The sequence below is a fragment of the Nonomuraea sp. JJY05 genome, assembly GCF_043496855.1.
In the GTDB taxonomy this organism is placed as follows: Bacteria; Actinomycetota; Actinomycetes; order Streptosporangiales; family Streptosporangiaceae; genus Nonomuraea.
In genome coordinates, this window is the sequence record NZ_JBIEIS010000017.1 from 79,502 (window position 1) to 102,856 (window position 23,355).

The 23,355-nt window shown below is 72.0% G+C and carries 17 protein-coding genes; 5 read left to right on the forward strand and 12 right to left on the reverse strand.

Going from position 1 to position 23,355, the window contains the following annotated elements; all coding sequences use genetic code 11:
- Positions 1-28: 28 nt before the first annotated feature.
- The 6 genes from ACFKCF_RS26960 to ACFKCF_RS26985 form a co-directional block, all read right to left on the reverse strand.
- Positions 29-928: a hypothetical protein gene (locus ACFKCF_RS26960; protein WP_394497768.1), complete on the reverse strand. Its 900-nt coding sequence runs from the start codon at positions 926-928 to the stop codon at positions 29-31.
- Positions 929-962: 34 nt separating this feature from the next.
- Positions 963-1,874, reverse strand: a complete 912-nt coding sequence (locus ACFKCF_RS26965) for a hypothetical protein (protein WP_394497770.1) — start codon at positions 1,872-1,874, stop codon at positions 963-965.
- On the reverse strand, positions 1,871-2,191 hold the full coding sequence (locus tag ACFKCF_RS26970) for a PadR family transcriptional regulator (protein ID WP_394497772.1): 321 nt from the start codon (positions 2,189-2,191) through the stop codon (positions 1,871-1,873). Before ACFKCF_RS26970 ends, ACFKCF_RS26965 begins: the two co-directional genes overlap by 4 nt.
- Positions 2,192-2,270: 79 nt before the next feature.
- The gene (locus ACFKCF_RS26975) at positions 2,271-4,781 is read right to left on the reverse strand and encodes a glycoside hydrolase family 9 protein (RefSeq protein WP_394497773.1); all 2,511 of its coding nucleotides are present in this window, start codon (positions 4,779-4,781) and stop codon (positions 2,271-2,273) included.
- Positions 4,782-4,878: 97 nt separating this feature from the next.
- Entirely contained in the window at positions 4,879-5,469 is a 591-nt protein-coding gene (locus ACFKCF_RS26980) for a GNAT family N-acetyltransferase (RefSeq protein WP_394497775.1), read from the reverse strand.
- Positions 5,470-5,491: 22 nt separating this feature from the next.
- On the reverse strand, positions 5,492-5,722 hold the full coding sequence (locus ACFKCF_RS26985; protein WP_394497777.1) for a hypothetical protein: 231 nt from the start codon (positions 5,720-5,722) through the stop codon (positions 5,492-5,494).
- A gap of 209 nt (positions 5,723-5,931) precedes the next feature.
- Here ACFKCF_RS26985 and ACFKCF_RS26990 point away from each other — a divergent pair, with 209 nt between their 5' ends.
- The gene (locus ACFKCF_RS26990) at positions 5,932-6,726 is read left to right on the forward strand and encodes an N-acetylmuramoyl-L-alanine amidase (protein ID WP_394497778.1); all 795 of its coding nucleotides are present in this window, start codon (positions 5,932-5,934) and stop codon (positions 6,724-6,726) included.
- Here the strand turns inward: ACFKCF_RS26990 and ACFKCF_RS26995 are convergent.
- Entirely contained in the window at positions 6,707-7,366 is a 660-nt protein-coding gene (locus ACFKCF_RS26995) for a TetR/AcrR family transcriptional regulator (RefSeq protein ID WP_394497780.1), read from the reverse strand. The genes ACFKCF_RS26990 and ACFKCF_RS26995 overlap by 20 nt on opposite strands.
- A gap of 103 nt (positions 7,367-7,469) precedes the next feature.
- Between ACFKCF_RS26995 and ACFKCF_RS27000 the strand changes: the two genes are divergently transcribed.
- A complete protein-coding gene (locus tag ACFKCF_RS27000) occupies positions 7,470-8,570 on the forward strand; it encodes a serine hydrolase domain-containing protein (RefSeq protein ID WP_394497782.1) in 1,101 nt (366 codons plus the stop codon).
- Positions 8,571-8,587: 17 nt separating this feature from the next.
- Here ACFKCF_RS27000 and ACFKCF_RS27005 read toward each other — a convergent pair whose 3' ends face one another.
- The gene (locus tag ACFKCF_RS27005; protein WP_394497995.1) at positions 8,588-8,773 is read right to left on the reverse strand and encodes a hypothetical protein; all 186 of its coding nucleotides are present in this window, start codon (positions 8,771-8,773) and stop codon (positions 8,588-8,590) included.
- On the opposite strand from ACFKCF_RS27005, the gene ACFKCF_RS27010 reads away from it, so the two are divergent.
- Both ACFKCF_RS27010 and ACFKCF_RS27015 read left to right on the forward strand, forming a co-directional pair.
- A complete protein-coding gene (locus tag ACFKCF_RS27010) occupies positions 8,702-9,877 on the forward strand; it encodes an NAD(P)H-dependent flavin oxidoreductase (protein ID WP_394497784.1) in 1,176 nt (391 codons plus the stop codon). The genes ACFKCF_RS27005 and ACFKCF_RS27010 overlap by 72 nt on opposite strands.
- 138 nt (positions 9,878-10,015) lie before the next feature.
- On the forward strand, positions 10,016-10,834 hold the full coding sequence (locus tag ACFKCF_RS27015) for an SAM-dependent methyltransferase (RefSeq protein ID WP_394497785.1): 819 nt from the start codon (positions 10,016-10,018) through the stop codon (positions 10,832-10,834).
- A 117-nt stretch (positions 10,835-10,951) separates the two neighbouring features.
- Here ACFKCF_RS27015 and ACFKCF_RS27020 read toward each other — a convergent pair whose 3' ends face one another.
- Positions 10,952-12,094, reverse strand: coding sequence for an FAD-dependent monooxygenase (locus tag ACFKCF_RS27020; RefSeq protein ID WP_394497787.1), 1,143 nt, complete (start codon positions 12,092-12,094; stop codon positions 10,952-10,954).
- Between the two features lie 67 nt (positions 12,095-12,161).
- Positions 12,162-15,419, reverse strand: coding sequence for a BTAD domain-containing putative transcriptional regulator (locus ACFKCF_RS27025; RefSeq protein ID WP_394497788.1), 3,258 nt, complete (start codon positions 15,417-15,419; stop codon positions 12,162-12,164).
- 250 nt (positions 15,420-15,669) lie between these two features.
- On the opposite strand from ACFKCF_RS27025, the gene ACFKCF_RS27030 reads away from it, so the two are divergent.
- Positions 15,670-18,216, forward strand: a complete 2,547-nt coding sequence (locus tag ACFKCF_RS27030; RefSeq protein ID WP_394497790.1) for a M4 family metallopeptidase — start codon at positions 15,670-15,672, stop codon at positions 18,214-18,216.
- On the opposite strand, the gene ACFKCF_RS27035 is transcribed toward ACFKCF_RS27030, so the two are convergent.
- Entirely contained in the window at positions 18,213-21,083 is a 2,871-nt protein-coding gene (locus ACFKCF_RS27035) for an ATP-binding protein (RefSeq protein ID WP_394497791.1), read from the reverse strand. The two genes, ACFKCF_RS27030 and ACFKCF_RS27035, sit on opposite strands and share 4 nt — an antisense overlap.
- Before the next feature lie 488 nt (positions 21,084-21,571).
- A complete protein-coding gene (locus ACFKCF_RS27040; RefSeq protein WP_394497793.1) occupies positions 21,572-23,134 on the reverse strand; it encodes a cellulase family glycosylhydrolase in 1,563 nt (520 codons plus the stop codon).
- Between the last annotated feature and the right edge of the window lie 221 nt (positions 23,135-23,355).

Consider the following 23,355-nt stretch of genomic DNA (forward strand, 5'->3'; position numbering starts at 1 on the left):
GCGAAGTCCGTCCTCCGATCAGGGGGTGTCAGTAGGCGAACTGAGCCCTGACCTGCGCGTCGATCGCCGACTTGCGCGGCGTGTAGACCGGGTAGAAGTCCTTGCCGCACTCCAGGTCGTCGAGCGCGGCCTTGATCTCCTTGGCCAGGTACGGCTTGGCCTGCTCGGCGGTGAGCGAGGGCATGTGGATCTCCTGGCCCTGGCCCTTCTTCGCCGGAGGCGCGACATCCGGCACGCTGTCGTCCTGCTCCCGGCCCACCTTGTCCTGTTCCTTGAGGAACACGTCCTCGCCGCGCTTCGCCAGCGCCGTCGGAGTGGTGTCGGTGACGGTGTAGCCCTTGCCCTTCAGGCAGGTGGCCATGGTGGTGGCCAGCTCCACCAGCTCGGGGTCGCTGTCGAGCGTGCCGGCGGTCGCGCGCTTCCTGGTCAGGGCTATCTGGTTGTAGTAGTCGAGGTTCGACTTCAGGTTCACGCCGAGGACCTGCTTGGCCGCCGTGACCATGCAGGCGTCCTTGGCCTTGTGGTAGGCGTTCAGCTGAGCCTCGGAGAGCACCTCCTGGATCTTCATGTTCGGGTCCACGACGCCGCGGTCGATCTGGGCCTGCGGGCTGTCCATCTCCTTGGGGTAGATGAACTCGGCGAAGATCCCGAAGCCGTATTTTTCGCGGTATTTCCTCATGGCCTGGTAGTCGCCCGCGTCCCGGCGGCGGTCCTCGTCGCTCTGCGGCGTCTCCGGCTTCACCCACGCGACGTACTTGAAGCCCTTCTGCTTCATGCAGTCGGCCTTGGCCGCTTCGAGCTGGTGCTTCTTGTCCTTGGCCACCGCCGGCGCGCTGGGGAAGGGCGGGGCGGCGGTCTCTGCGGCGCCCCCGCAGCCGCAGAGGACGGCCAGGGCGAGCAGCGCGGTGGGCAGCGTCTTCCTCGTCATGGCGGGCTACCATACTCCGTTTAACGAAGCATGGTCAATCCAGACAGTGTCGTCGCCTCCGGAACGGCACGGAGGCGGCCCCGAGGGCCAGCACCGCCAGCACGCCCCAGTAGGCCAGATGTTGCCTGGTCAGCTGGTCGGCGTTCATGGTCAGCTCGACCGATCTCACCAGCAGGTAGATGCCCGACGCGAGCGCCCACCGGAGGTCGCGCGCCAGGTAGCAGCCCGCTATGGCCAGCCCGAACGCCGCCGCCTCCGCCGCGATCCGGCTCAGGCTGATCTGGAACGCCGTGTCCTGCTCCATCCAGTGAGGGCCGGCCCACGCGACGACCAGCACGGCCGCCGGCCACCACCATGACCGGATCCGCGGCGCCTGCCGCCTTCTCGCCATGAGCACCAGCAGTCCGAGCAGCACCACCGCGTACGCGAAGGCCACGGCGAAGGGGCTGCTGTCCGCGAACAGGGCACGGTCGGTGAGGACCGACGGGTAGACCGGCAGCAGCGTCGGCTCGAACGCCTGCCAGCCGCCCGCGACCGCGACCGCCTTCACGCCCGCGACGAGCGTGAGCGGGAACGCCACCGCCGGCCGCCCGCGCAGGACGGCCAGCAGCGCGAGCGCCGACACCAGAGTCCACAGCGGCACCGCGCCCGCGTAGGGGAGCAGCGCCGCCAGGTTCGCGGCAGCCACGGCCGTGATGCCCAGGTGCAGGCCGTCCTCCCACGCGCTGCCCGTCGCCAGGTGCACGATGCGGCTGCGCACGCCGCCCACCAGCAGGCCCCACGCCTCCCTGGGCACCGGGACGTTCCTGCCGGGGTCGGCCGACTCCAGCAGGACGTCGACCAGCTCGTCGCCGTGCGCCACGCGATACTGCCTCGGGTACGCCAGCAGCAGCCGGCGGTAGCGCCGTTCGAGGGACGTCATGGGCTGGGGCGCGGTAGCGGTCATGTGATGGGGCGCAGCACGAGGGAGGCGGCCTCCTGCATGCGCCTGGCCTCGGCCTCGACCAGGGACTGTCCCTCGTCGGTGATCCGGAAATAGCGTCTGTTCCGGCCGTTGACCGTCTCCTCCCGGTCCACGGTGATCACGCCCCGCTCGTTCAGGCGCTCCAGGATGCCGTAGAGGGTGCCGACCGACGGCTGGACCCGGCCGCCCGACAGCTCTTTGATCGACTTGCTGATCGCGTGGCCGTGCAGCGGGCCGGCGCGTAGGGCGGCGAGCACGAAGAACATCGGCTCGCTGACTTCTGAGGTTCCCCTGGGCATGGCCCAGATTATTACGTTCAACGGAGCGTCCGCAACGCCCGGCGGCCTCTTGCGGAGAGGCCGCCGGGGGCGGGCGGGGTCACCCGCAGCGCTCGCCGTTCAGGTGGAAGACCTCAGGGGACGGGTTGGGGCCCGAGGGGTTCGTGGCCACGAAGCCGAAAGTCACGGACCTGCCCGGCTTGATCTTGCCGGAGCTCCTGGCCGTCACTGTCGAGCCGGACTGCGACAGCTCCGCGCCCCAGTCCTGCCGGACGCGCTGGGCGCCCGGGAAGGACCACCGCAGGGTCCAGCCGTCCACGGTCTGCCTGCCGGTGTTCTCGATCACGATCTGGCCGGTGAACGTGCCCGAGCCGTGCGCCGTGTAGCGCACCCGGCAGTCGGAGCGCCCGCTCTTGTCGGCCAGGAACGCGGAGACCCAGGCCAGCGGGGAGTTCCAGTTGATGGTCAGCTCGTTCGTCGCCCACGACTCGATGTCGTCGATGTAGCAGAACTGCGGCTTGCAGCCCTTCAGCAGCCGCTGGGCGAGCGGGTCCTGGATGCCGGAGTTCGGGCCGCCGGACAGCGTGCCGCGCGGCGGGTCGGGCAGCGCCGGGTCGAGCTGGTGGGCGTACCAGCGGCTGTGCTGGTTGTGCGAGGCCACCTCGCCGTAGCCGGTCACGTACGACTGGTTGAGCGCGTTGCGGCCGAGGATGTAGTCCATGCCCTCGCGCACGGCCGCCCGGTACTTCTCATGGCCGGTCAGGTCGTACGCCGTGGCCAGGACGACCAGGTTGTTCAGCACCAGGTTGTTCGAGCCCCAGTCGAAGTCCGGCGGGTTGTAGGGCAGCCCGTACGGGTGCGCCCGCTGGATCGCCAGATACTTCTCGGCCCCCTCGACCACGGACCGCCGCACCCGCGCCCGGTCGGGCAGGGCGTTGGGCACCGTCGCCAGGTCGAGGCGGCCGAGCTGGGCGGTGTTGCCCCAGTCGAAGCCCCGATCCCGCCAGATGTCGCCGGTGTGGTGCGGCGAGGCCAGGACGAAGTCCTTGAACTCCTTCTCGCCCGTCGTGATGAACAGCTCCGCCGCCGCCCAGTAGAACTCGTCGCTCACGTCGGCGTCGTTGTAGGCGCCGCCGCCGGTGCCGTCGTTGGGGTCGGCGTACCTGGCCGGGTTGGCCTTGGCCGCGGCCCACGCCCTGCGGGCGGCCTTGAGGTTCCTGGCCGCGAACGCCGGGTCGTACGGGGCGAACAGCCTGGCCGCCTGCGCCGCGGTGGCCGCGAGGTTGAGCGTGGCGGCCGTGGAGGTGGGGTGCAGCTCGCGCGGCTGCGGGTCCAGGTGCGGCAGCAGCGGCAGGCCCGTCCAGTTCCGGTCATGGATCTTGTGGTGGGCCATGCCCGCGAACGGCTTGCCCTCCGGCACCTGCATGCTCAGCAGGAACTCCTGCTCCCAGCGGGCCTCGTCCAGGATGTCCGGCCGGCCGTTGCCGCTCTCCGGGATGGCGAGCTGGCCGTCCTTGAAGGCCGCCCTGTCCCGCTCGTACGCGGCCATGAGCTGGTAGACCGAGATGCCGCCGTTGACGACGTACTTGCCGTGGTCGCCGGCGTCGTACCAGCCGCCCTTGACGTCGAGCGAGTAGTCGCAGACGCCGGGCTGGCAGGGGACGCTCACGTCACCCTGGTTCGGCGCGACGCCGATGTGGCCGGCGGGCCGGCCGTAGCCGGGCCGCAGGCTGTCGAGGATCTCGATGCCGCTGCGCTGGGTGTAGTAGAACTTCAGCGCGTCCGTGGGGAGCTGGTCGTAGATGTCCGCGGCGATGTCGAACGGCCGGCTCGTCTCGCCGTCGGCCGTCAGCGTGTAGTCCTTGCCGGGCTTGCGGTAGGAGCCGAAGTCGAGCGTGTGCACGTTCTGGCCGGAGCTGGCGTCCACGCCTCTGGGGGTGGTCCGGCCCCTGGCGACCGTCTGCTTGTCGGCGTTCTTGAGCTCCCAGTCCAGGGCCGAGGTCGCGGCGGTGACGACCGTGGCGTTCTTGGGGCCCTGGGGGAGGTAGCCGACCATGTTCACGCGGACGCGCGGGCCCGTGTCCGGCTCGTACACCTCGGGCTCGGCGCCGCCTTTGAGCGACACGTTGTCCATGCAGAACCTCCATGGCTCGGCGCTGCCGCCCAGTTGGAAGACGACCTGGGAGTTCGGCAGCGACACGGGGGCGGTGAACGTGTAGGAGTAGTCGTTGCCCGAGACGCTCAGCTCCGGGTTCGCCGACAGATACTGCGTCCACGGGTCCACCGGGAGCTGGATCAGCGCCTTGCCGACCTTGGCGGGGGTCGCCGAGGCGCTGAACCTGTACGCGTACGTGTCGCCCGCCACCAGCGGGATGTCGTTCTGGCCGATGATCACGTCCCACGGGTTGGCGGTGCCGCCGGGGATGTCGGCGCAGAGCCGGCCCGCGTCTATGGCGAGGGTGGTGTTGCCGGTGCTCCACCAGGGGGCGGTGCCGGCGTCGAAGGTGCCGTTGACGATCTGCTCGGGTCCCTCGTCCGCCAGTGCCGTCGTGGCGGGGGACAGGGCGACCATGGTGAGGAGGGCCAGTAAGGCGGCCCGGCTTCGGGTCATGGAGGTCCTCACGGGTTGGGAGCGCTCCCAATCGGAGCCCTCCGATCCTCCTGTCCCGTCGCCGTCCCGTCAACGGCCTGCGGAAACTGTGAAACTTTCAGGGGCGCCGCATCGGCCAGAACAGGGTCCCGTCCGGCAGCGCGAACGGCTCGCCCTGCAGGTAGCCGTGGCGCGCGTACAGGTCGCGGTTGCGCGGGTCGCTGGCCTCCAGGTACGCGGGCACGCCGCCCAGCCGGGCGTGGTGGTAGCGCAGCAGCGCCGACCCGAGCCCCTCGTTCTGGCGGTCCGGGTGCACCGCCAGGAAGGCCAGATGGTGGTAGGGCTCCGCCGGATGGTTCGCCTCGTACAGCGCGTCGAGCGCGCGGAAGCGCTCGGCCCACTCGCCCGCGGTCTCGGCCAGGCGGCGGTCGTAGTCGGCCGGCTGGGGCAGCGGCGCGGTGCGCGGGAACCAGACCGCGACCGCGGGCCCGTCGTCGATGAAGTGGATCTCTCCGTGCTCGACGGCGTGGTCGACGAGGATCCGGTAGCTGGCGGACATGACCCGGTGCCGCTCCCTGCGCTCCGGCACGAGGTAGTGCACCACCTTCAGCCCGGAGAAGGCGGTCGCGATGAGCTCCGCCACCCGCCCCGCGTCGTCCGCCGTCGCGTGGCGGATGACCGGCCGCATCGCCCACGTCTGCTGTTTCATCGCCCAGGCTCCTCTCGTCTCGTCATACGCCGTCCTGGGCGGTCGCCGCCTTGGCGCCCATCCCGACCAGGGAGTACACGGCGGGTTGCCCGGCACGCAGGATGAACGCCCATATCACCCCAATTACCGCAGTTACCCCGTAAAGACCGGGCAGAATCCAGGTCAACGGATCACCCTGGGGTACGTTGAGCAGCGCCGCGAAGTTCGTCACCGCCAGCCACACCATCACGGCCAGCGCGATCGCGGCGGGCACCGGAGCGGCCACCCGCCGCGAGAACGCCTCCCCGCCCGGCTCCCTACGGGACGCATCAAGTTCCTGCTTTCGGTCGGCAGCGTGTGGCCGTCAGCGGAAATATCCACCGAGAACGTCATCGCCCGGTAGGCCCAACCCGCGCTGCGACACGAAAACGCAGGTCAGGCGGGTCTTGGGCTTGCCGCGCGGCAGCCGGTACGGTCGGGATCATGTGCGCGTACCGGACCGGATTCGTGGCGGTCGTCACGCTGGCCGCGCTGACCACGGCGTGCGGCACCGCCGTGCCCGTTTCGCAGGAGGCGGCGCTGCCCGCGGCGCCGTCGCCCAGCCGGACGCCGAAGGGCGGCGCGCTGGCGGGCAAGATCGTGGTGATCGACCCCGGCCACAACGGCGGCAACGCCGCGCACCCCGAGCAGATCAACCGGCAGGTCGACATCATCACCGGTAAGAAGCCCTGCAACACGACCGGCACGCAGACCAACACCGGATTCCCGGAGCACGCCTTCACCTGGGACCTCGCCAACCGGCTCAAGCCGATGCTGGAGAAGATGGGCGCCAAGGTCGTGCTCACCAGGCCCGACGACAAGGGCGTCGGCCCGTGCGTCACCGAGCGGGCCGCCATCGGCAACGAGGCCAGGGCGGACGCAGTCCTGTCGCTCCACGGCGACGGCGCCGCGCCGGGCGGGCACGGCTTCCACGTGATCATGCCGGGGCTGGTCTCCGGGCACAACGACCAGATCATCAAGCCGTCCCGGCGCCTCGGGGTGGACATCAGGAACGCCTACCGGGACGGCACGGGCCTGCCGTACGCCACCTACACCGGCGTGGACGGGCTGCAGACCCGCACCGACCTGGGCGGGCTCAACCTCTCCGTGCGCCCCGCGGTGTTCATCGAGTGCGGCAACATGCGCAACCGCGGCGACGCGGCCAAGATGTCCGACCCCGCCTTCCGCGAGCGCATGGCCGTCGCCCTGGCCGCCGGGCTCAGGAAATACCTGGCCTAGCCCTGTCGGTCGGGGAGGCCCCGTACGCGCGCAGGAACGCGGCGACGGCGGCCTCTGAGAGCCGTTCGAGGTCGGCCTCGGTGTAGTGGTCGCCGCCGCCCCAGAACATCACCTTGTTCACCGGGATCCACAGCAGCAGGCCCACGAAGTGCTGGGCGGTCAGCTCGGGGTCGTCCAGGCGGAGCAGGCCGCGGCCGGCGAGGCGTTCGAAGGCGGCGGCCAGCGTCTCCAGCGAGCGCTCGAAGCCCTGCTGGTACCAGGTGCGGCCGAGGTCGGGGAACCGGTCGGCCTCGGCGATCACCAGCCGGCGCAGGCGGAGCACGTCGGGCCGCATGAGCGCGCCGAGAAACTGGCGGGCCAGCTCGCCCAGGTCCTTCGCCAGGTCCTCGCTGTCGTCGAGCGCCGCGGTGATGAGCTTGGCCAGCCCCTCGACCTGGGTCGTGGTGTCGAGGATGATGCTCGTGAACAGCTGCTCCTTGTCGGTGAAGTGCTTGTAGACGGTCTGCTTCGAGACCGCCGCCAGCGCCGCCACCTCGTCCATGCTCGCGCCCACGTAGCCGTTGCGCAGGAACACCGGCCGGGCCGCCTCCATGATCTGCCTGCGCTTGCGTGCCGTGCGGCCGTCCTCTTCCGGTGCCATGCCCATCCCTTCGCCCTTCGACGAAAACACAGTACTGGACAGTTCCGTACTGATGTGAGTACGGTACCGTCTAGTACTCACGATGAAAAGGACAAAGCACGTCATGAGTGATCTTCAGCAGCAGGTGCAGGAAGCCGCCGACGGCCTCGTCGAGTCCGGCGCGGAGCGCGGGCTCCAGGTGGCCGTCTACCGGGACGGCGTCCAGGTCGTGGATGTGGTGGCGGGCGTGGCCGACCCCGGGAGCGGGCGGCCCGTCACGGCTGACACGCCCTTCTACAACTTCTCGATCGGCAAGGGCGCCACCGCGACCGTCGCCCACGTGCTGGCCGAGCGGGGCCTGTTCGGTTACGACACCCCGGTGGTGGAGCTGTGGCCGGAGTTCGGGCGGCACGGCAAGCAGGGTGTGACCGTGCGCCACGTGCTGTCGCACACGGCGGGCGTGCCGGGCGTGCCGCTCGACACCACGCCGGAGGACGTCTGCGACTGGGACAAGATGGTGGCCGCGCTGGAGGACGCCGAGCTGTGGTGGGAGCCGGGCACGAAGGTGGGCTACCACGCGTACACCTTCGGGTTCCTGGTCGGCGAGATCGTCCGGCGGGTCACCGGCAAGCCCATCTCGCAGGTGCTGCTGGAGGACGTGGCGGGCCCGCTGGGCGTGGCCGGCGAGCTCTACTTCGGGATGCCGCAGGCGGAGCACCACCGGCTGGCCAGGCTGGAGGACGCGCCGGTGGACCCGGCGGCGTGGGGCGAGATGCCGGCGGACCTGCCGATGTTCAAGGCGGGGCCGATGTCGCTGATGCCGACCGCCGAGCTGGGCAACCGCGCCGACTACCTGTCCTCCGACATCCCGGCGGGCGGCAAGACCTCGGCCCGGGCCATCGCGCGGATGTACGCCGCGCTGCTCGGCGAGGTGGACGGGACGCGGCTGATCTCGACCGAGCGGCTGCGCGAGGTGACGGCGGTGGCCTCCAGCGGGATCGACGAGGTGTTCGGCATGCCGTCGTCCTGGGGGCTCGGCTACGGCATCGGCGGCCCCGGCTCGACCGCCGAGGCGAGCCCGACCGTGTTCGGGGTGCCGGGTGCGGGCGGCAGCGCGGCCTGGGCCGACACGGCGACCGGCACCGCGTTCGCGCTCACCAAGAACCGCCTCACCAACGACTTCGCGGCCGCGAGCCTGATCGGCGGCATCGTGACCGGTGCCTAGAGTGTCCGGCCCGCCGGTCAGCCGTCGCGGCAGAGGGGCTTGCCCCCGACCACGCAGGCGATGTCGTCGAGCTGGCAGCTGAGCAGGGTGCCGTCCATGCCCAGCACGAGCACGAGGTCACGCCTGGACGGATGAGCCAGCATGATCCTGCCGACCACGCCATTATCCAAGATCACGGTCGGGCGGCCTGCCGCGTTGTCCATGCCCTCGTGACTCCTCTCCGCTGCGGAACGAAAGCCGTTCCCCACCAGGATGCACAGGTGTGTGCCGCGAGCGCATCGGTCATCCGGCTGTATTTCCGATACAGGGGTCGGGAAAGCCGTGGAAGACTGGCCCCAACAGGGGTTTTTCCAGGGGAGATGACCTTGCGCACATGGCTTACTGAACGGTTCGGCCTGGCGGTGCCCGTGGTGGGGGCTCCGATGGCGGGGGTGGGCGCGGGTCGGCTGGCCGCCGCCGTCTCCGAGGCGGGCGCGCTCGGCATGATCGGGGTCGCCGCCGCGGCCGCGGGGGAGTGGATCACCAAGGAGGCCGCCGTCGCGGGCGGCGGTCCGTACGGGATCGGGCTCATGGCCTGGGCGCTGACCGGCAACCCCGCCCAGTTCGACGCCGTGCTCGAGCTCCGGCCCACGATCGTCTCCGTGAGCTTCGGGCCATATGCGCGCTATGTGGAGGAGCTCCGGCAGGCGGGCATCACGGTCGTCACCCAGGCGGGCACGACCGACGAGGCTCGCGCCGCCGAGCAGGCCGGGGTGGACGCGGTCGTGGCGCGCGGGGCCGAGGCGGGCGGCCACGGGCGCGACGCGGTGGCCACGCTGCCGCTGCTGCAGAGCGTGCTCGACGCGGTGAGCGTCCCGGTGCTCGCGGCAGGCGGCATCTCGACCGCGCGCGGGCTCGCCGCCGTGCTGGCCGCCGGCGCCGCCGGGGCCTGGGTGGGGACGGCGTTCATGGGGTGCGCGGAGACGGCCCTCTCGGAGACCGCCACGGAGCGCCTGCTGGCGGCCGGGGAAACGGGCACCGCCTACGGGCGGGTCTTCGACATCGCCCAGCGCCTGGACTGGCCGCCCGAGTACGGCGGGCGGGCCCTGCGCAACGCGTTCTTCGACGAGTGGGCCGGGCGGGAGGACGAGCTGGCCGCGGACGACGACGCCCCGGCCCGGCAGGCGGCGGCGCGGGCCGGAGGCGACTTCGACACGGCCTGCATCTACGCGGGGCAGGCCGTGGGGATGGTCCGCGAGCGGCGCACGGCGGCCGACGTGGTCGCCGGTTTCGCCGCCGCCGAGGAGCTCCTGGCCCGCTTCGCCTGATCAGCGGGCAGGCGAGAACCTGTTCTGTTCGGTCTGCCGGTACGGCCGAAGGGGGCCTGCTCAATCTGCCCTATAACGTGCGGTACTGCCGAGTAGTATGGCGTTCGGAGTCGCACGCGTGGAAGGAGACGGCCCCCAGTGACCGAGCTAGAACGCGTTCCGCCCGGAGTGGACCCGACGGTTCCCAGCTCCGCCCGGGTGTACGACTATCTGCTCGGCGGCAAGGACCACGTCGCGGTCGATCGGGCGGTGGCGGAGAAGCTCCTCGCGGTCGCCCCGGACACCCGTCTGGTGGCCCGGGCCAACCGTAGGTTCCAGGTCGAGGCCGTCCGCCATCTGGCGAAGCAGGGCCTGCGGCAGTTCATCGACCTGGGCACCGGCATCCCGACCTCGCCCAGCATCCACGAGACCGTCCGCTCGGTCAGCCCGGCCTGCCGGGTGGTCTACGTGGACTACGACCCCGTGGTGCGGCTGCACGCGCAGGTGCTGCTCGCCGACTCGCCGGGCATCGCCAGCATCCAGGCCGACCTGCGCCGCCCCGACGACGTGCTCTCCGACCCCAGCGTCACCGGCCTGATCGACTTCGAGCAGCCGGTGTGCGTGCTGATGGTCGGGGTGCTGCACTACGTGATGGACGAGGAGGACCCCGGCGGCATCGTGGCCGCCTTCAGGAAGCGCATGGTGCCGGGCAGCTGCCTGGTGGCCACCCACGCGATGGCGGAGAGCGCCCCCGAGGCGATCGCCCAGCTCACGATGGCGACGGCCGGCACCCCCGCGCAGGCGCGCTTCCGGACGCGGGAGGAGGTGCTGGGGCTGTTCGACGGGTTCGAGCTGATCGAGCCGGGCCTGGTGCCCGTCCAGGACTGGCACATCGGCGAGGAGGAGCCGCACATCCCCCTTCTGGACGGCACCCCGCAGCTGCGCATCGAGGGCGGGGTCGGCCTGCTCAGAGCTTGATCCCCTTGATGATCTCCGGCAACTCGGGGACGAGGGGCGTGCCGGCCTTACGGTGACGACGACTCCCGTGCGCTCGACCCAGCCCGCGTACCGGCCGTGGCCGGGCGTCGCTGTCCTTCAGTACTCCTTCAGCGCGATGTTGTTCGCGAACTTGTCGGTCATCTTCATCATCCAACCGAGCAGGAAGCTGTACTTGAAAACCCAGTTCCGCATCCGGATCCCCCTCGGGGTGCGGGGGGCGAGGAACGGACCGGTGTTGCCGTTCTTGGCGATCTTGGCGTATTCGCGCATCTGCTCCTCGTACTGCGCGAAAGCCACCCGGTGATCGCCGCCGGCCCGCTTGAGCTCGCCCGCGAGCACGTACGCGCCGACCACGGCCAGGCCCGAGCCGAAGCCGGCCAGGGTGTTGCCGTACGCGGCGTCGCCGAGCAGCACCACGCGGCCCTGGCAGTAGCGGTCGAGGAGCACCTGGCTGATCGAGTCGAGGTAGACGTCCTGGGAGCGGCGCACCGCCTCCATGAGCGCCGGGCCCTGCCAGCCCATGCCCGCGTAGGCGCGGGTCAGCAGGTCCTTCTGCTGCCGCATGTCGTACCGGTCGTAGTCGAGGCGCTCGGAGGCGAAGACGAAGAGCGCGGGCGCCTTCGGCCCGCCGACGGCGGCCATCCTGCCGGGCTCGTTGTACATCTCCGAGACCGTGCCGAAGTCCCCCTCGACGTCGACCAGGGCGTAGTAGTAGCCGAGGTGCTTCACGTAGTCGGACTCGGGGCCGAAGGCGAGGCGGCGGACGTTGGAGTGGATGCCGTCCGCCCCCACCACCAGGTCGAACGTGCGGGGGGCGGAGCGTTCGAAGGTGATGTGCACGCCACTGGGGGTCTCGGTGAGCGAGGTGATCGAGTCGCCGAAGACGTACTCGCAGCTCGCGGCGGTCTTCTCGTAGAAGACCCTGGACAGGTCGCCGCGCTTGATCTCGATCTCGCCGCCGGTGAACTCGCCGGGGATGACCGCCAGCTTGTGGCCGTCCGCGTCGACGATCACCTGGTCGGTGCCGCCGGTCTGGAGCGCCTCGATGTCTTTGAGCACCCCCATGCGGGTCAGGACGGTGCGGTGGGTATGGCTCTTGAAGTCGACGGCCTGGCCCCCGGGGCGCAGCGACGGCGCCTTCTCGACGACGGTGACGTTGAAGCCGTAGCGGGAGAGCTGGAGGGCGAGGGCGGGGCCGCCGATGCTGGCGCCGGAGATGAGGACGGTGGTGTTCTTCATGCCCGTCAGCTTCGCGAGCGCCGCTGACAGCGGGGCGACCGTCGGCTGACAGCCGGGGCGGGCTCCGTCAGCGGCCGGGGCCGGCGGTCGCGATCAGGGTGGCGAGCGCGTCGTCCCTGCTCATCGACGCCCCCTTGGAGTACGCCGCCGCGAATCCCGCGGGCCCGAGTACCTCCGTGGCGGCGGCGGCGATCCTGGCGACGTCCCGATCCCCGGCGACGGCCATGCCGCGCAGCGCCACCCCCACCCCCAGCAGCACCGCCGCCCGCTCCGCCGGCTCTCCGCCCACCGCCGTCGCGCCGTCCGGCTGCTGGTGGGCCAGGTCTTCTGCGCCGTCCGGGTGCTGGTGGGCCAGGTTTTCCGCGGCGTCCAGCAGGCACTGGCCCGCCAGGCCTTCAGCGGCGTCGGCGAGGTCGATGGTCAGCGGCGACTTCAGCGTCATGGCCAGCGCCTCCGCGTGCCGGCGCGCGGCCTCGGCGGCGTCGCCGGTCGCCTCGGCCAGGCGGCCGAGCGCCGTCAGCACGTGCGACCTGGCCGCGTGGGCCTGGAACAGGCCGGTCTCGGAGGCGGCCAACGCGGCCTCCAGGTGGCGGGACGCCCCCGCCAGGTCACCCTCCAGGCGGGCCATCTCGCCGAGCCGCAGATCCACCCAAGCCGTCAGCTCCGGCCGCCCGAGCCGGCGCGCCAGGTCCCCGGCCCGCTCGCAGTCGGCCCGGGCGGCCCGAGCGTCCCCGGCCCGCCAGTGCGCCTCGGCGCGCCGGTGCAGGACGTCCGCCAGCTCCTCCATCGCCCCGAGCTCCTCGAGCAGGCCGACCGCTTCCTGCCACAGCTCCATGGCGCGCCCCCACTCGCCACGCCAGCTCGCGATCAGCCCGAGCCAGTCGAGCCCCTGCACCTTCCCCCAGCGCTCGCCCAAGGCGCCGAACTCCGCGAGCATCGACTCCAGGTCCCGTTCCGCGTCGGCGACGCCGCCGCGCAGCAGCGCCAGCAGCGCGCCGCTGAACCGTCCGAGCGCCTGGCTCCACGGATCGGATCCGATCGCGTGCACGGCCACCGTCTCCCCGGGCGCGGGCGGTCCCGCGAGCATCCCCCACAGGGCCGGGCCGAACCGGTAGCGCATCGGCCGGTCGAACGAGCCCACGACCTTCCAGGCCCGCTTCCAGTGGGGGGACTCGGCGTCGGGTACGGCGTGCAGCACCACCAGCACGTACTCGTCCCCCAGCTCGGGCCCGATCGCGTCGAGGAGCCGCACGGCATGCCGGGTCGCCTCGCCCCGCCGCCCGCTCAGCCACCAGTACATGGCCAGCGCCGCCACCAGCCGCGCCGCCGTCGGCGGGTCGTGCTCGACGCCCCACCGCAGCGCCGCCTGCAGGTTCGCGTTGTCGGCCGAGAGCAGGGCCAGCCACTGGAGCTGTTCGGCGCTGTAGAGGTGGCCGTCGGCCCGGCGCGCGAACTCCAGGAACCAGGCGGCGTGGGCCGCCCTCAGCCGGTCCTCCTCGCCCGTCTCCGCCAGCCGCTCCGCGCAGAACAGGCGGATGGTGTCGAGCATGTGGTAGCGCTCGCCGTCGGTCTCGACCAGCGACTTGTCCACCAGGTCGGCCAGCAGGTCGGCGCTGTCCGCGCCGCAGACCCGTTCCACCGCCTCCAGGCTCGCGCCCCCGGCGAACACGGAGAACTGCCTGGCCAGCGCCTGCTCCTCGGTGCCGAGCAGGCTCCAGCTCCACTCCACGACCGCGTGCAGCGTCTGGTGGCGCGTGGGGGCGGTACGGTCCCCGCGCGACAGCAGCCGGAACCTGTCGTGCTCGGCCAGCCGGGTGGCGATCTCCTCCACGCCGAACGTGCGCATCCGGGCCGCCGCCAGCTCGATGGCCAGCGGCAGGCAGTCCAGCGCCGCGCAGATCCGCAGGACGGCGTCCAGGTTGCCGGGCCCGACCGCGAACTCCTGCCGCACGGCCGCCGCCCGTTCGGCGAACAGCTTGACGGCCGGGTCGGCGGGCAGGGGCGCCAGCGGGACCAGGTGCTCGCCGGTGAGGCCCAGCGGCTCCCGGCTCGTGGCCATGATCGTCAGGCCGGGGGCGGCGGCGAGGAGGCGGCGGGCCAGCGTGGCGACCTCGGAGAGCACGTGCTCGCAGTTGTCCAGGACGAGGAGGAGGTCCTGCTCGGCCAGCGCCGCCACCAGGCGTTCGGCGGGGTCGGGGAGCCCGCGCAGCGCCGACTCGCGCAACCCGAGCGCCGCCAGCACCGCCCCCGCCACCTGCCCGGCCCCCTCCACCAGTGACAGGTCCACGAAGCACGCCTCCCGGGCGCGCTGCGCCGCCGCCTCGCCAGCGGCGGCCGTCCCCGGGACTTCGTCGCTGGTGGCTCTCCCCGGAGATTCGTCGCTGGTGGCGGTCTCCGGGTGGAGGAGGCGGGTGGCGGTGTCCGGGCGGAGGAGGCGGGTGGCGGCTTCGATGGCCAGGCGGGTCTTGCCGATGCCGCCGGGGCCGACGAGCGTCACCAGGCGGACGTCGCGCAGGGCGGCCAGCCGCGCGAGCTCCTCCTCCCGTCCGACGAGCCGGTTCAGCTGGGCCGGCGGCGCGGCCCGCCGGACCTGGTGCCGCTCGGCCCGCAGGATCGCCAGGTGCAGGGCCGCCAGCTCGGGCGAGGGGTCGGTGCCGAGCTCGTCGGCGAGCAGGCGGCGCGTCTCGTCGAAGACCGTCAGCGCCTCGGACGGCCGCCCCGCCGCCTCCAGCGCGCGCATCAGCAGCCCGCGCGGCCGCTCGCGCAGCGGGTGCGCGGCCACCAGGTCCTGCAGCGCGGCCACCGGGCTGCCCTCGGGCAGGCCCAGCTCGGCCTCCATCAGGTCCTCCATGGCCGACAGGCGGAGCTCCTCCAGCCGGAGCGCCTGCGGCCCCGCGAACGGCGCGTCGGCCACGTCCGCGAGCGCCGGTCCCCGCCACAGCTCCAGGGCCTCCCTGAGCGAGGAGGCGGCCCCCTGGGAACGACCGCCCGCCAGCAGCCTGCGCCCCTCGCGGGACAGCCGCTCGAACCGGTGCGCGTCCACGTCGTCCGGCGAGACCGCCAGCCGGTATCCCGCCCCGTGGAACTCGATCAGGCCGGCCGGCAGGCTCCGCCTGAGCCGGGAGATCTGCGCCTGGATGGCATTGGCGGCCTCCGCGGGCGGCCGGTCGCCGTACTGGCCGTCGATGAGCCGGTCGACGCTGACCATCCGCCCGGCGTCGAGCAGCAGCAGCGCGAGCAGGGCACGCGGGCGCGGACCCCCGATCGCCAGGGTGTCACCACTGGCAGAGCGCACCAGGAGCGGGCCCAGGATGCCGAATTGCACGCCCCGATTGTCCCCTAACTGAGCAGTTAAAAAGGAATTATCGGTATACCTACCGATGCGTATACGTATTTCCCAGTCGGGAGTGACCGTTTAGCGTCGCGGCATCAAGGCGCAACAGCACTGCTAGCTTCCACCCCCCAATCTCCCTGCAATCCCGCCGCCGAGGCGATCCCCGTGCGGCGAGCGGACCGTCGTGCGCTCACGAAGCGCGCCGATCCCGAGGGAGATCCTCGAAAGGAGCAGCACAGCCGTGAAACGCAAAGCCTTACTCGCGGCGGTCGTCGGCGTGGCCACGGCCACCACACTGGCGTTACAGACGCCGCCCGCGAACGCCGCCCCTCCGGGAGCCGCACCGCAGCAGCAGACGGCGCGCATGGGCGACCCCGCCTCGCTCGCCGCACAGGTGGCCGACAAGGCCGTCTCCAGCCAGCTCGACGAGCTCACCCGGGGCCCCGACGAGGCCTACAGCCGTGTGGCGGTCACCCCGGGCGCGGCCGACATGTTCTACGTGTCGTACGAGCGCACGTACAAGGGCCTGCCGATGGTCGGCGGCGACGCCGTCGTGGTCACCGACGCGGCGGGGAACGTCAGGGACACGGTCGCGGCGACGGGCCCGACCCCGGGCGACGTGCCGACCCGGGCCACGATCAGCGCCGGCAAGGCCACCGAGGTCGCCAGGACGAAGCTCTCGCGCGTGGACGACACCGCGGCGCCCCGCCTGGTCGTGCTGGCCTGGGGCGAGAAGCCGAGGCTGGCCTGGGACGCCATGGTCAGCGGCATCGCCGACGGCAAGCCGAGCATCCAGCACGTGTTCGTGGACGCGCGTACCGGTGAGATCGCCGACTCGTACGACCTCGTACGCGCCGGCACCGGCAACGGCTACTACTACGGCCAGGTCACCATCGGGACGAGCGGCTCCGGCAGCTCGTACTCGATGACCGACACGTCCAGGCCCGGCATCCAGTGCGGCGGCCAGAACGGCAGCGCCTACACCGGCACCGACGACGCGTGGGGCAACGGCTCCGGCACCAACCTGGAGACCGCCTGCGTGGACGCGCTCTACAGCGTGCAGCGCGAGTGGGACATGCTGCGCGACTGGCTGGGCCGCAACGGCATCAACGGCAGCGGCCGCGGCTTCCCCGCGCGGGTCGGGCTCGCCGACGTGAACGCCTACTGGAACGGCAGCTACACCAACTTCGGCCACAACCAGGCCAACACCCGGCAGGCGACCCCGATCGACGTCGTGGCGCACGAGTTCGGGCACGCGATCTTCCAGACCACGCCGGGCGGCGCCGGATCCGGCAACGAGAACGGCGGGCTCAACGAGGCCACCGGCGACATCTTCGGCGCCCTGACCGAGGCGTACGCCGCCAACCCCAACGACCCGGCCGACTACCTGGTCGGCGAGGAGGTCGACCTGGTCGGCGACGGGCCGATCAGGAACATGTACAACCCGAGCGCGCTCGGCGACCCGAACTGCTACTCGTCCTCGATCCCGGGCACCGAGGTGCACGCGGCGGCCGGCCCGCTGAACCACTGGTTCTACCTGCTCGCCGAGGGCAACAACCCCGGTGGCGGCAAGCCGTCCAGCCCGATCTGCTCCGGCGGCCCTTCGTCGGTCACCGGCGTCGGCATCCAGAACGCCGGCAAGATCTACATGGGCGCCCTGGCCCGCAAGACCTCGTCCTGGCGCTACACCAACGTTCGCGCCGCCTCCGTCGCGGCCGCGATCGAGCTGTTCGGTGCCAACAGCGCCCAGTGCAACACGACCAAGGCGGCGTGGAGCGCGATCAGCGTGGCGGCGGCCTCGGGCGAGCCCGCGTGCGGCACCTCGACCAGCGACTTCTCGATCTCGCTCAGCCCGACCTCCGGCAGCGCGGCGCCCGGCGGCCAGGCGACGGCCACGGTCGGCACGCAGACCACCTCCGGCAGCGCCCAGACCGTGAGCCTGAGCGCGTCGGGGCTGCCCAGCGGCACCACGGCGAGCTTCAGCCCGTCCTCGGTGACCTCGGGCAACTCCTCGACGCTGACGCTCTCGGTCGGCTCGTCGACGGCGGCGGGCACCTACAACATCACCGTCACGGGAACCGGCTCGACGACGCACACGGCGACGTACGCGCTCACCGTCAGCTCGAACCCGCCGACGCGTGACTTCTCGATGTCGCTCAGCCCGACGTCCGGCACGGTGCAGGCGGGCTCGGCGGCCACGACCACGGTCAGCACGGCCACCACGGCGGGCACCGCGCAGACGGTGAACCTGTCGTCGGCCAGCGGCCTGCCGACCGGCGCCACGGCCGTGTTCAACCCGTCCTCGGTGACCTCGGGCGGCTCGTCCACGCTGACGATCTCGACCGCGCCCACCACCCCGGCCGGCAGCTACACCATCACGGTGACGGGCACCGGTGTGACGGCCACGCACACGGCGACGTACGCGCTGACCGTCCAGAGCACCTCGGGCGGCCGGACGTTCACCAACGACACCAACTATCCGATCACCGACTTCAACAACACCCAGAGCTCGATCACCTCCACCGCGACGGGCACCGCGACCTCACCGGTCCGGATCTCCATCACGATCAGCCACACCTGCGCGGAGGACCTCGACATCTGGGTACGCGGGCCGAGCGGCACCTGGTACGCGGTCGACAGGTACGGCGGCACGACCTGCACGCAGTACGGCACCAGGACGTTCTCCGTCCCGGTGAGCCAGCAGGCGGCGGGCACCTGGGTGCTCGACATCGAGGACGTCTACGCCGGTGACACCGGCTTCATCGACTCCTGGAGCATCACCGTCTAGCTCTCCACGAGCCCCGGCCGGTCGTCCGGCCGGGGCTCCCGCACGTCCGCCCTCGTCCGCACGCCGAGCTTCTGCAGCACCTTGGCCACGTGGGTGTCCACCGTGCGGCGCGACAGGAACAGCACCTCCGCGATCTCCCGGTTCGTCCGGCCGAGCGCGACCAGCCTGGCCACCTCGCTCTCCCGAGGCGACAGCACCCCGCTGCGGCCCCGCCGGCCCCTGCGCCGCGCCCCGGTCGGATCGATCTCGCGCAGCAGGTGGCGGCAGCGGGCCGCGTCGTGGGTGGCGCCGAGCGCCGCGTACCGCTCGCCCGCGTCGGCGACGAGGTCGGCGGCCCGCGCCCGGTCGCCGAGCGCGAACCGCGCGACCGACTCGGACTCGGCCGCCCGCGCCGCGCCGTACGGCCGCGGCATCGCCTCGTAGGCGCCGCGGGCCAGGGCGTGGTAGCGGGCCGCCTCCTCCGCGTCCTGGGCCAGCGCCCCTCTGGCGGTGTCGAGCCCGGCCTGCGCCGACGGCGCGTTCCTGCCGTCGATCCCCGCCGCGAACTCGGCCACCAGATCCGCCGCCACCCCGCGCCTGCCCGCCTTGAGCAGCGCGAGGACGGCGGCCGGCACGAGCTGGTCGCCCCACACCCACACGCCCTTGCGCCGGAGCCTGCCCACCGCCAGATCGGCCTCGCGCACCGCCGAGTCCGGCGAGTCGCGGGTCAGGTGCAGCTCCACCAGCCCGCTGGAGGCCGCCGCGGCGACGGGCAGGAAGCCCGAGTCCAGGTCGCGTACGCCGGCCGCCTCCAGATGCTCGCCGGCCTCGTCCCACTCGCCCCTGGCCAGGGCCAGCATGCCGAGCGTCAGCCGGGCGTCCACCGCCAGCAGCGGCGCCTCGAAGGACATCTCGACGGCGGCGACGGCCCGCTCGCGCAGCCCCTTCCAGCGGCCGGTCAGCAGGTCGAGCCGGATCGACGACATCTCCACCAGGAACTCCGGGTAGAGCGCGCCGGTCTCCTCGGCGATGCGCCTGCTCTGGTCCGCGAACCGTCCGGCCGCCGCGTAGTGTCCGAGCGCCACCGCGGCGTCGTACAGGTTGGAGTAGCCGCGCGCCACCTGGCGGCGCACGGCCGGGGCCGGGTCGTTGACCGGCAGCTCCCCGACCAGCTCGAACGCGTCGGGCGCGCCGACCAGCATGGCGAGGGTGACCTTGTTGGCCAGCACGGCGGCGGTCAGCTCGGGGTCGCGGTCGTCGAGGAGCTTCTCCGCCTGGACCATCCACTCCTGGTGCATGGAGAGCGGCTCGCCGCCCCACGCGGGCATCGCCAGCAGGGCCAGCCCGCGGGCGGCCAGGCTGGGGCTGTCGTGCAGGTCGGGGAGCGCGGCCAGGATCTCCTGCCGCCCGGCGGCGACCGCGCCCGCCTGGTTGGACAGGAGCACGCCCAGGTTGAGCCGGGCCTGGCCGCGTACCTGCGGGGACAGGAAGTCGTCCGACAGCAGGTGGCGGAGGATGCGTACGACGCGGCGGTGGGACAGGCCGATGGCGGCGACCCTGCTGAGCCTGAGCGCCAGCGGGCCGCGGGCGTCGTGGGGGAGCTTGGGGTCGGCGAGCAGCCCTTCGAGCACCTCGACGGCGAGCGGGATGTCGCCGAGCGCGGCGGCGTGGTCGGCGGCGGCGGCGCCGTGGCGCTGCCAGGCCGCGTAGTCGCCGGCGCGGCGGGCATGGTGGGCGAGCTGGACGAGGGGCGGCAGGTCGAGCCCGGACAGCGCGGTCATGGCCCGGTGGTGGATCTGGCGGCGCTCGGGGCCGGGGATCGTGTCGTAGACGGCCTGCTGGGCGAGGGTGTGGCGGAAGCCGTACTGGCCGTCCTTGTGCTCGAGCAGCACGCCGGCCTCCAGCGCCTGGCCCAGCCCGGGCTCGGACGGGGTCGGCGCGGAGACGGCGGCGATCAAGGGCTCGTCGGCGGGTAACCCCAGGACAGCGGCGGCGCGTACGACGCGCAGCGCGGCCGGCGACAGCCCGGCGAGCCGTTCGGCCATCGCCTCGCGCAGCAGCAGCGGCACGGCCATGCGGTCGAGCGCGTCCGGCTCGGGTAAGCGGCCCTCGTCGTCGAGCAACGAGCGCACCACCTCCTCGATCACGAACGGCACGCCCGCGGTGCGTTCGTGCAGCCGGGCGGCGAACTCGGCGGTCGGCGCCGACCGGCCGAGCAGCGCGCCGGTGAGGCGGCGCACGCCCTCGACGTCGAGCGGGGTCAGCGAGATCACCTCGCCGCGCACCCCCGGAGTCCGCCGGTACGCGTGCCCGAACGGCAGCCCGGGCACCGGCAGTTCCTCCCGCCGGAACGTCACCACCAGCGCCAGCCCGTCGGGCGGCTGGTCGGTGAGGAAGCGCAGCAGGTCACGGGTGCCGTCGTCGGCCCAGTGCAGGTCCTCCACGACCAGGACGACGGGACCGGCCGCGGCCAGCAGCGCGTGGACGGCCCGGAACAGCCGGTGCCGCTCGGCCCGGGGGTCGTCGAACGCGGGCGGCGACGGGGCGGGCGGGAGGTGGCCGGCCAGCTCGGGCAGGTGGCCGTGCAGGACGCCGGTGAGCGGGCTGAGCCGGTCGTGGGGCGGGAGTGCGGGGGCGACGTCCCGGAGCGCGTCGAGCACGGGGCCGTACGGGAGCGGCTCGCGGATCTGGTGGCAGTGGCCGAGCAGGACGGTTCGGCCGCCTTCGCTTTCGCGCAGGGGGTCGATCGCCGCCCTGACGAGCCTGGTCTTGCCGATGCCCGCCTCGCCCTGCACCTGGATGACGGAGGGCGGCTCCGTGATGGCGCCGGTGAGCAGCCGCAACTGGGTGTCGCGCCCGACCAATGCGGGAGAAGCCGCGCTTGCCATCGGGGTCTCCGTAACAGTGCAGGTTTACTCCCTTTGTCGGAATCCGTTATCCACTACGTGCGACCCGTGGTCAACCCTCCTTCCCGCCGTAGAGGGTTGCCGTCCCTTTGGGGGAGGAGGCGCGTTGGGGGTTGCTGTCCCTTGGAAGCGGGAGGCGCGTTGGGGGTTGCCTTGGGAGGGGGGAGGCGCGTTGGGGTTGCCGTCCCTTGGGGAGCGGGAGGGCCGTAGTGGGTTGCCGCCCCTTGGGAGGAGCACGGGGTTCGCCGTCCTCGGGGGGAGGGTGGTAGGGGGTGGTGTCCCTTGGGGGGAGAGCCGTGGGGGTGCTGTCCCTTGGAGGCGGGAAAGCGAGCGCCCGCCCCGCGGTGCTTGGTCGTGGATCGCGGGGCGGGCGCTCGTTCGGGAGCCGCGGGCGGGAGCGCGTCCGCCCGCGACGGCTGGAAGGTCGTGAGCTCGCGACGAGGGCCGGGAGCCCGTGACCGGTGGGAGGGTCAGGAGCAGGTGGCGTTGGTGGGTTGGCCGGCCGGGCCGTTGGCGGTGAAGCCGACGGCGACGGACGCACCCGGGGCGAGGTTCTTGGCGTGGTCGGGGCCCTTGGCGGTCCACGTGGTGCCCGACTGGGTCACGACCGCGTTCCAGCCGTTGACCAGCGTCACCCCCGACGGGAACGTCCAGGTGGCACTCCAGTTGCTGATCGTGCCGGTGCCGGTGTTCTTCACCGTCAGCTCGCCCTGGAAGCCGCCCTGCCAGGAGTTCGTCTGCTTGTACGTCACCGTGCACTGCCCGGGAGGGTTGGGCGTGGGCGTCTCGGAGGGCTGCCCGGTGCCGCCGGTCGGCGGGATCAGGTACGGCTGGAGGATGGCCTGCTTGGCCTGGTTGACGGTGGTCCAGTCGTCGTTGAGGATGCCCCCCGTGTCACCGGAGTTCGGGTTCCACGACCAGTAGGTGAACGACATCCCGTTCACCCCGGTCCCCGTGTACTTCAGGAGCTCCTGCAGCCAGATCTTGTCCACGTTCGCGGCCAGGGTGGTGCCGAACTCGCCGATCATGATCGGCGCGATGTTCTGCTTGTACAGGTATCCCCAGTACTTGTCCCAGATGGCCGGCAGGTTCGCCGGGTAGTCGGGGGCGTCGAACCAGGTCTGGTGGTAGACCGAGGTCGCGTAGTCGTGGGGCGAGTAGACCAGGCGGTTGGCCACGTTGAGCCGTACCGGATACTGGCCCGCCTTCGACAGGTTGCCGCCCCACCAGCCGCAGTCCTCGTCGTTGCTGGGATCGCCGTCCCACACGTTGGACAGGCCGCCGCTCGGGCAGCTCACGCCCTCCACGAAGATCAGCCAGTTGGGGTTGACCGACAGGACCGCGTTGCCGGCCCGCTCGGCGGCCAGTCGCCAGTCGCGGGCCTGGTCGCCGCAGCCCCAGCAGGAGCCGGTCGCGTTGGGGTTGGTGCCCTCGGCGTGCGGCTCGTTGTGCAGGTCGGCGCCGATGACGGTGGGGTTGTTCGCGTAGTGCTGGGCCAGCGCCTTCCAGTCGTTGATCCAGGTGCTCTCCGGGGTGGCGGAGACGTACCAGAGCGCGGACTGGCCCGCGGCGGTCGGGCGGTGGCGGTCGAGGATGATCCGCATGCCCTTGCCGCCCGCGTAGGCGATGATCTTGTCCAGGATCTGCAGCGGCGACAGGCCGATCAGGTCGGGGTTGACGTAGTCGTTGATGCCGGTGGCCGTGGCACCGGACTTGAGCGCGTCGTTGGAGTACGGCACGCGGATCGTGTTGTAGCCCAGCGAGGCCATCTTGTCGATGTGGCCCTTCCATGGAGTGCTCGACCACAGGCCGTGGAAGGTCCGGTTGTCGGTCTCCATGCCGAACCAGTTGATGCCGGTCAGGCGCACGGTCGCGCCCGTGCTGTCAACGATCTTGTTGCCGCTGGTGTGCAGGTAACCGGTGCCCGTGCCGGCGGCTGCGCCTGCCGGGGCGGCGGTGGTCACCGCGACCGCGACCGCCGCTCCGGCCACCAGCGTGGCCAGGGCGGCCGTCATCGCCTTGGACAAGTGCATGGGGGTGCCTTTCGGAGAGGGAGAACGCGGCGTCATGCTCGGCTGCCGTCTTCGCGCCCGTCAACGCACGGTGCGTTCTGTGGCTGTGACCAGGCGGAATGCTTGAAAGTTTCACGAACGCCGCCTCTGCGGCCGGATGGACTTGACACCATTGACACATGATCGACGCATCCGTAGCGTGGCGTGGGAGCGCTCCCAAAGAACGCGTTGCGGGAGGGAAC

Bases quoted from the DNA above. Each gene is read 5' to 3' on its own strand.
- ACFKCF_RS26960 (WP_394497768.1), bottom strand. From the start codon at position 928: ATGACGAGGAAGACGCTGCCCACCGCGCTGCTCGCCCTGGCCGTCCTC.
- ACFKCF_RS26965 (WP_394497770.1), bottom strand. From the start codon at position 1,874: ATGACCGCTACCGCGCCCCAGCCCATGACGTCCCTCGAACGGCGCTAC.
- ACFKCF_RS26970 (WP_394497772.1), bottom strand. From the start codon at position 2,191: ATGCCCAGGGGAACCTCAGAAGTCAGCGAGCCGATGTTCTTCGTGCTC.
- ACFKCF_RS26975 (WP_394497773.1), bottom strand. From the start codon at position 4,781: ATGACCCGAAGCCGGGCCGCCTTACTGGCCCTCCTCACCATGGTCGCC.
- ACFKCF_RS26980 (WP_394497775.1), bottom strand. From the start codon at position 5,469: ATGAAACAGCAGACGTGGGCGATGCGGCCGGTCATCCGCCACGCGACG.
- ACFKCF_RS26990 (WP_394497778.1), top strand. From the start codon at position 5,932: ATGTGCGCGTACCGGACCGGATTCGTGGCGGTCGTCACGCTGGCCGCG.
- ACFKCF_RS26995 (WP_394497780.1), bottom strand. From the start codon at position 7,366: ATGGCACCGGAAGAGGACGGCCGCACGGCACGCAAGCGCAGGCAGATC.
- ACFKCF_RS27000 (WP_394497782.1), top strand. From the start codon at position 7,470: ATGAGTGATCTTCAGCAGCAGGTGCAGGAAGCCGCCGACGGCCTCGTC.
- ACFKCF_RS27010 (WP_394497784.1), top strand. From the start codon at position 8,702: ATGAGCCAGCATGATCCTGCCGACCACGCCATTATCCAAGATCACGGT.
- ACFKCF_RS27005 (WP_394497995.1), bottom strand. From the start codon at position 8,773: ATGGACAACGCGGCAGGCCGCCCGACCGTGATCTTGGATAATGGCGTG.
- ACFKCF_RS27020 (WP_394497787.1), bottom strand. From the start codon at position 12,094: ATGAAGAACACCACCGTCCTCATCTCCGGCGCCAGCATCGGCGGCCCC.
- ACFKCF_RS27035 (WP_394497791.1), bottom strand. From the start codon at position 21,083: ATGGCAAGCGCGGCTTCTCCCGCATTGGTCGGGCGCGACACCCAGTTG.
- ACFKCF_RS27040 (WP_394497793.1), bottom strand. From the start codon at position 23,134: ATGCACTTGTCCAAGGCGATGACGGCCGCCCTGGCCACGCTGGTGGCC.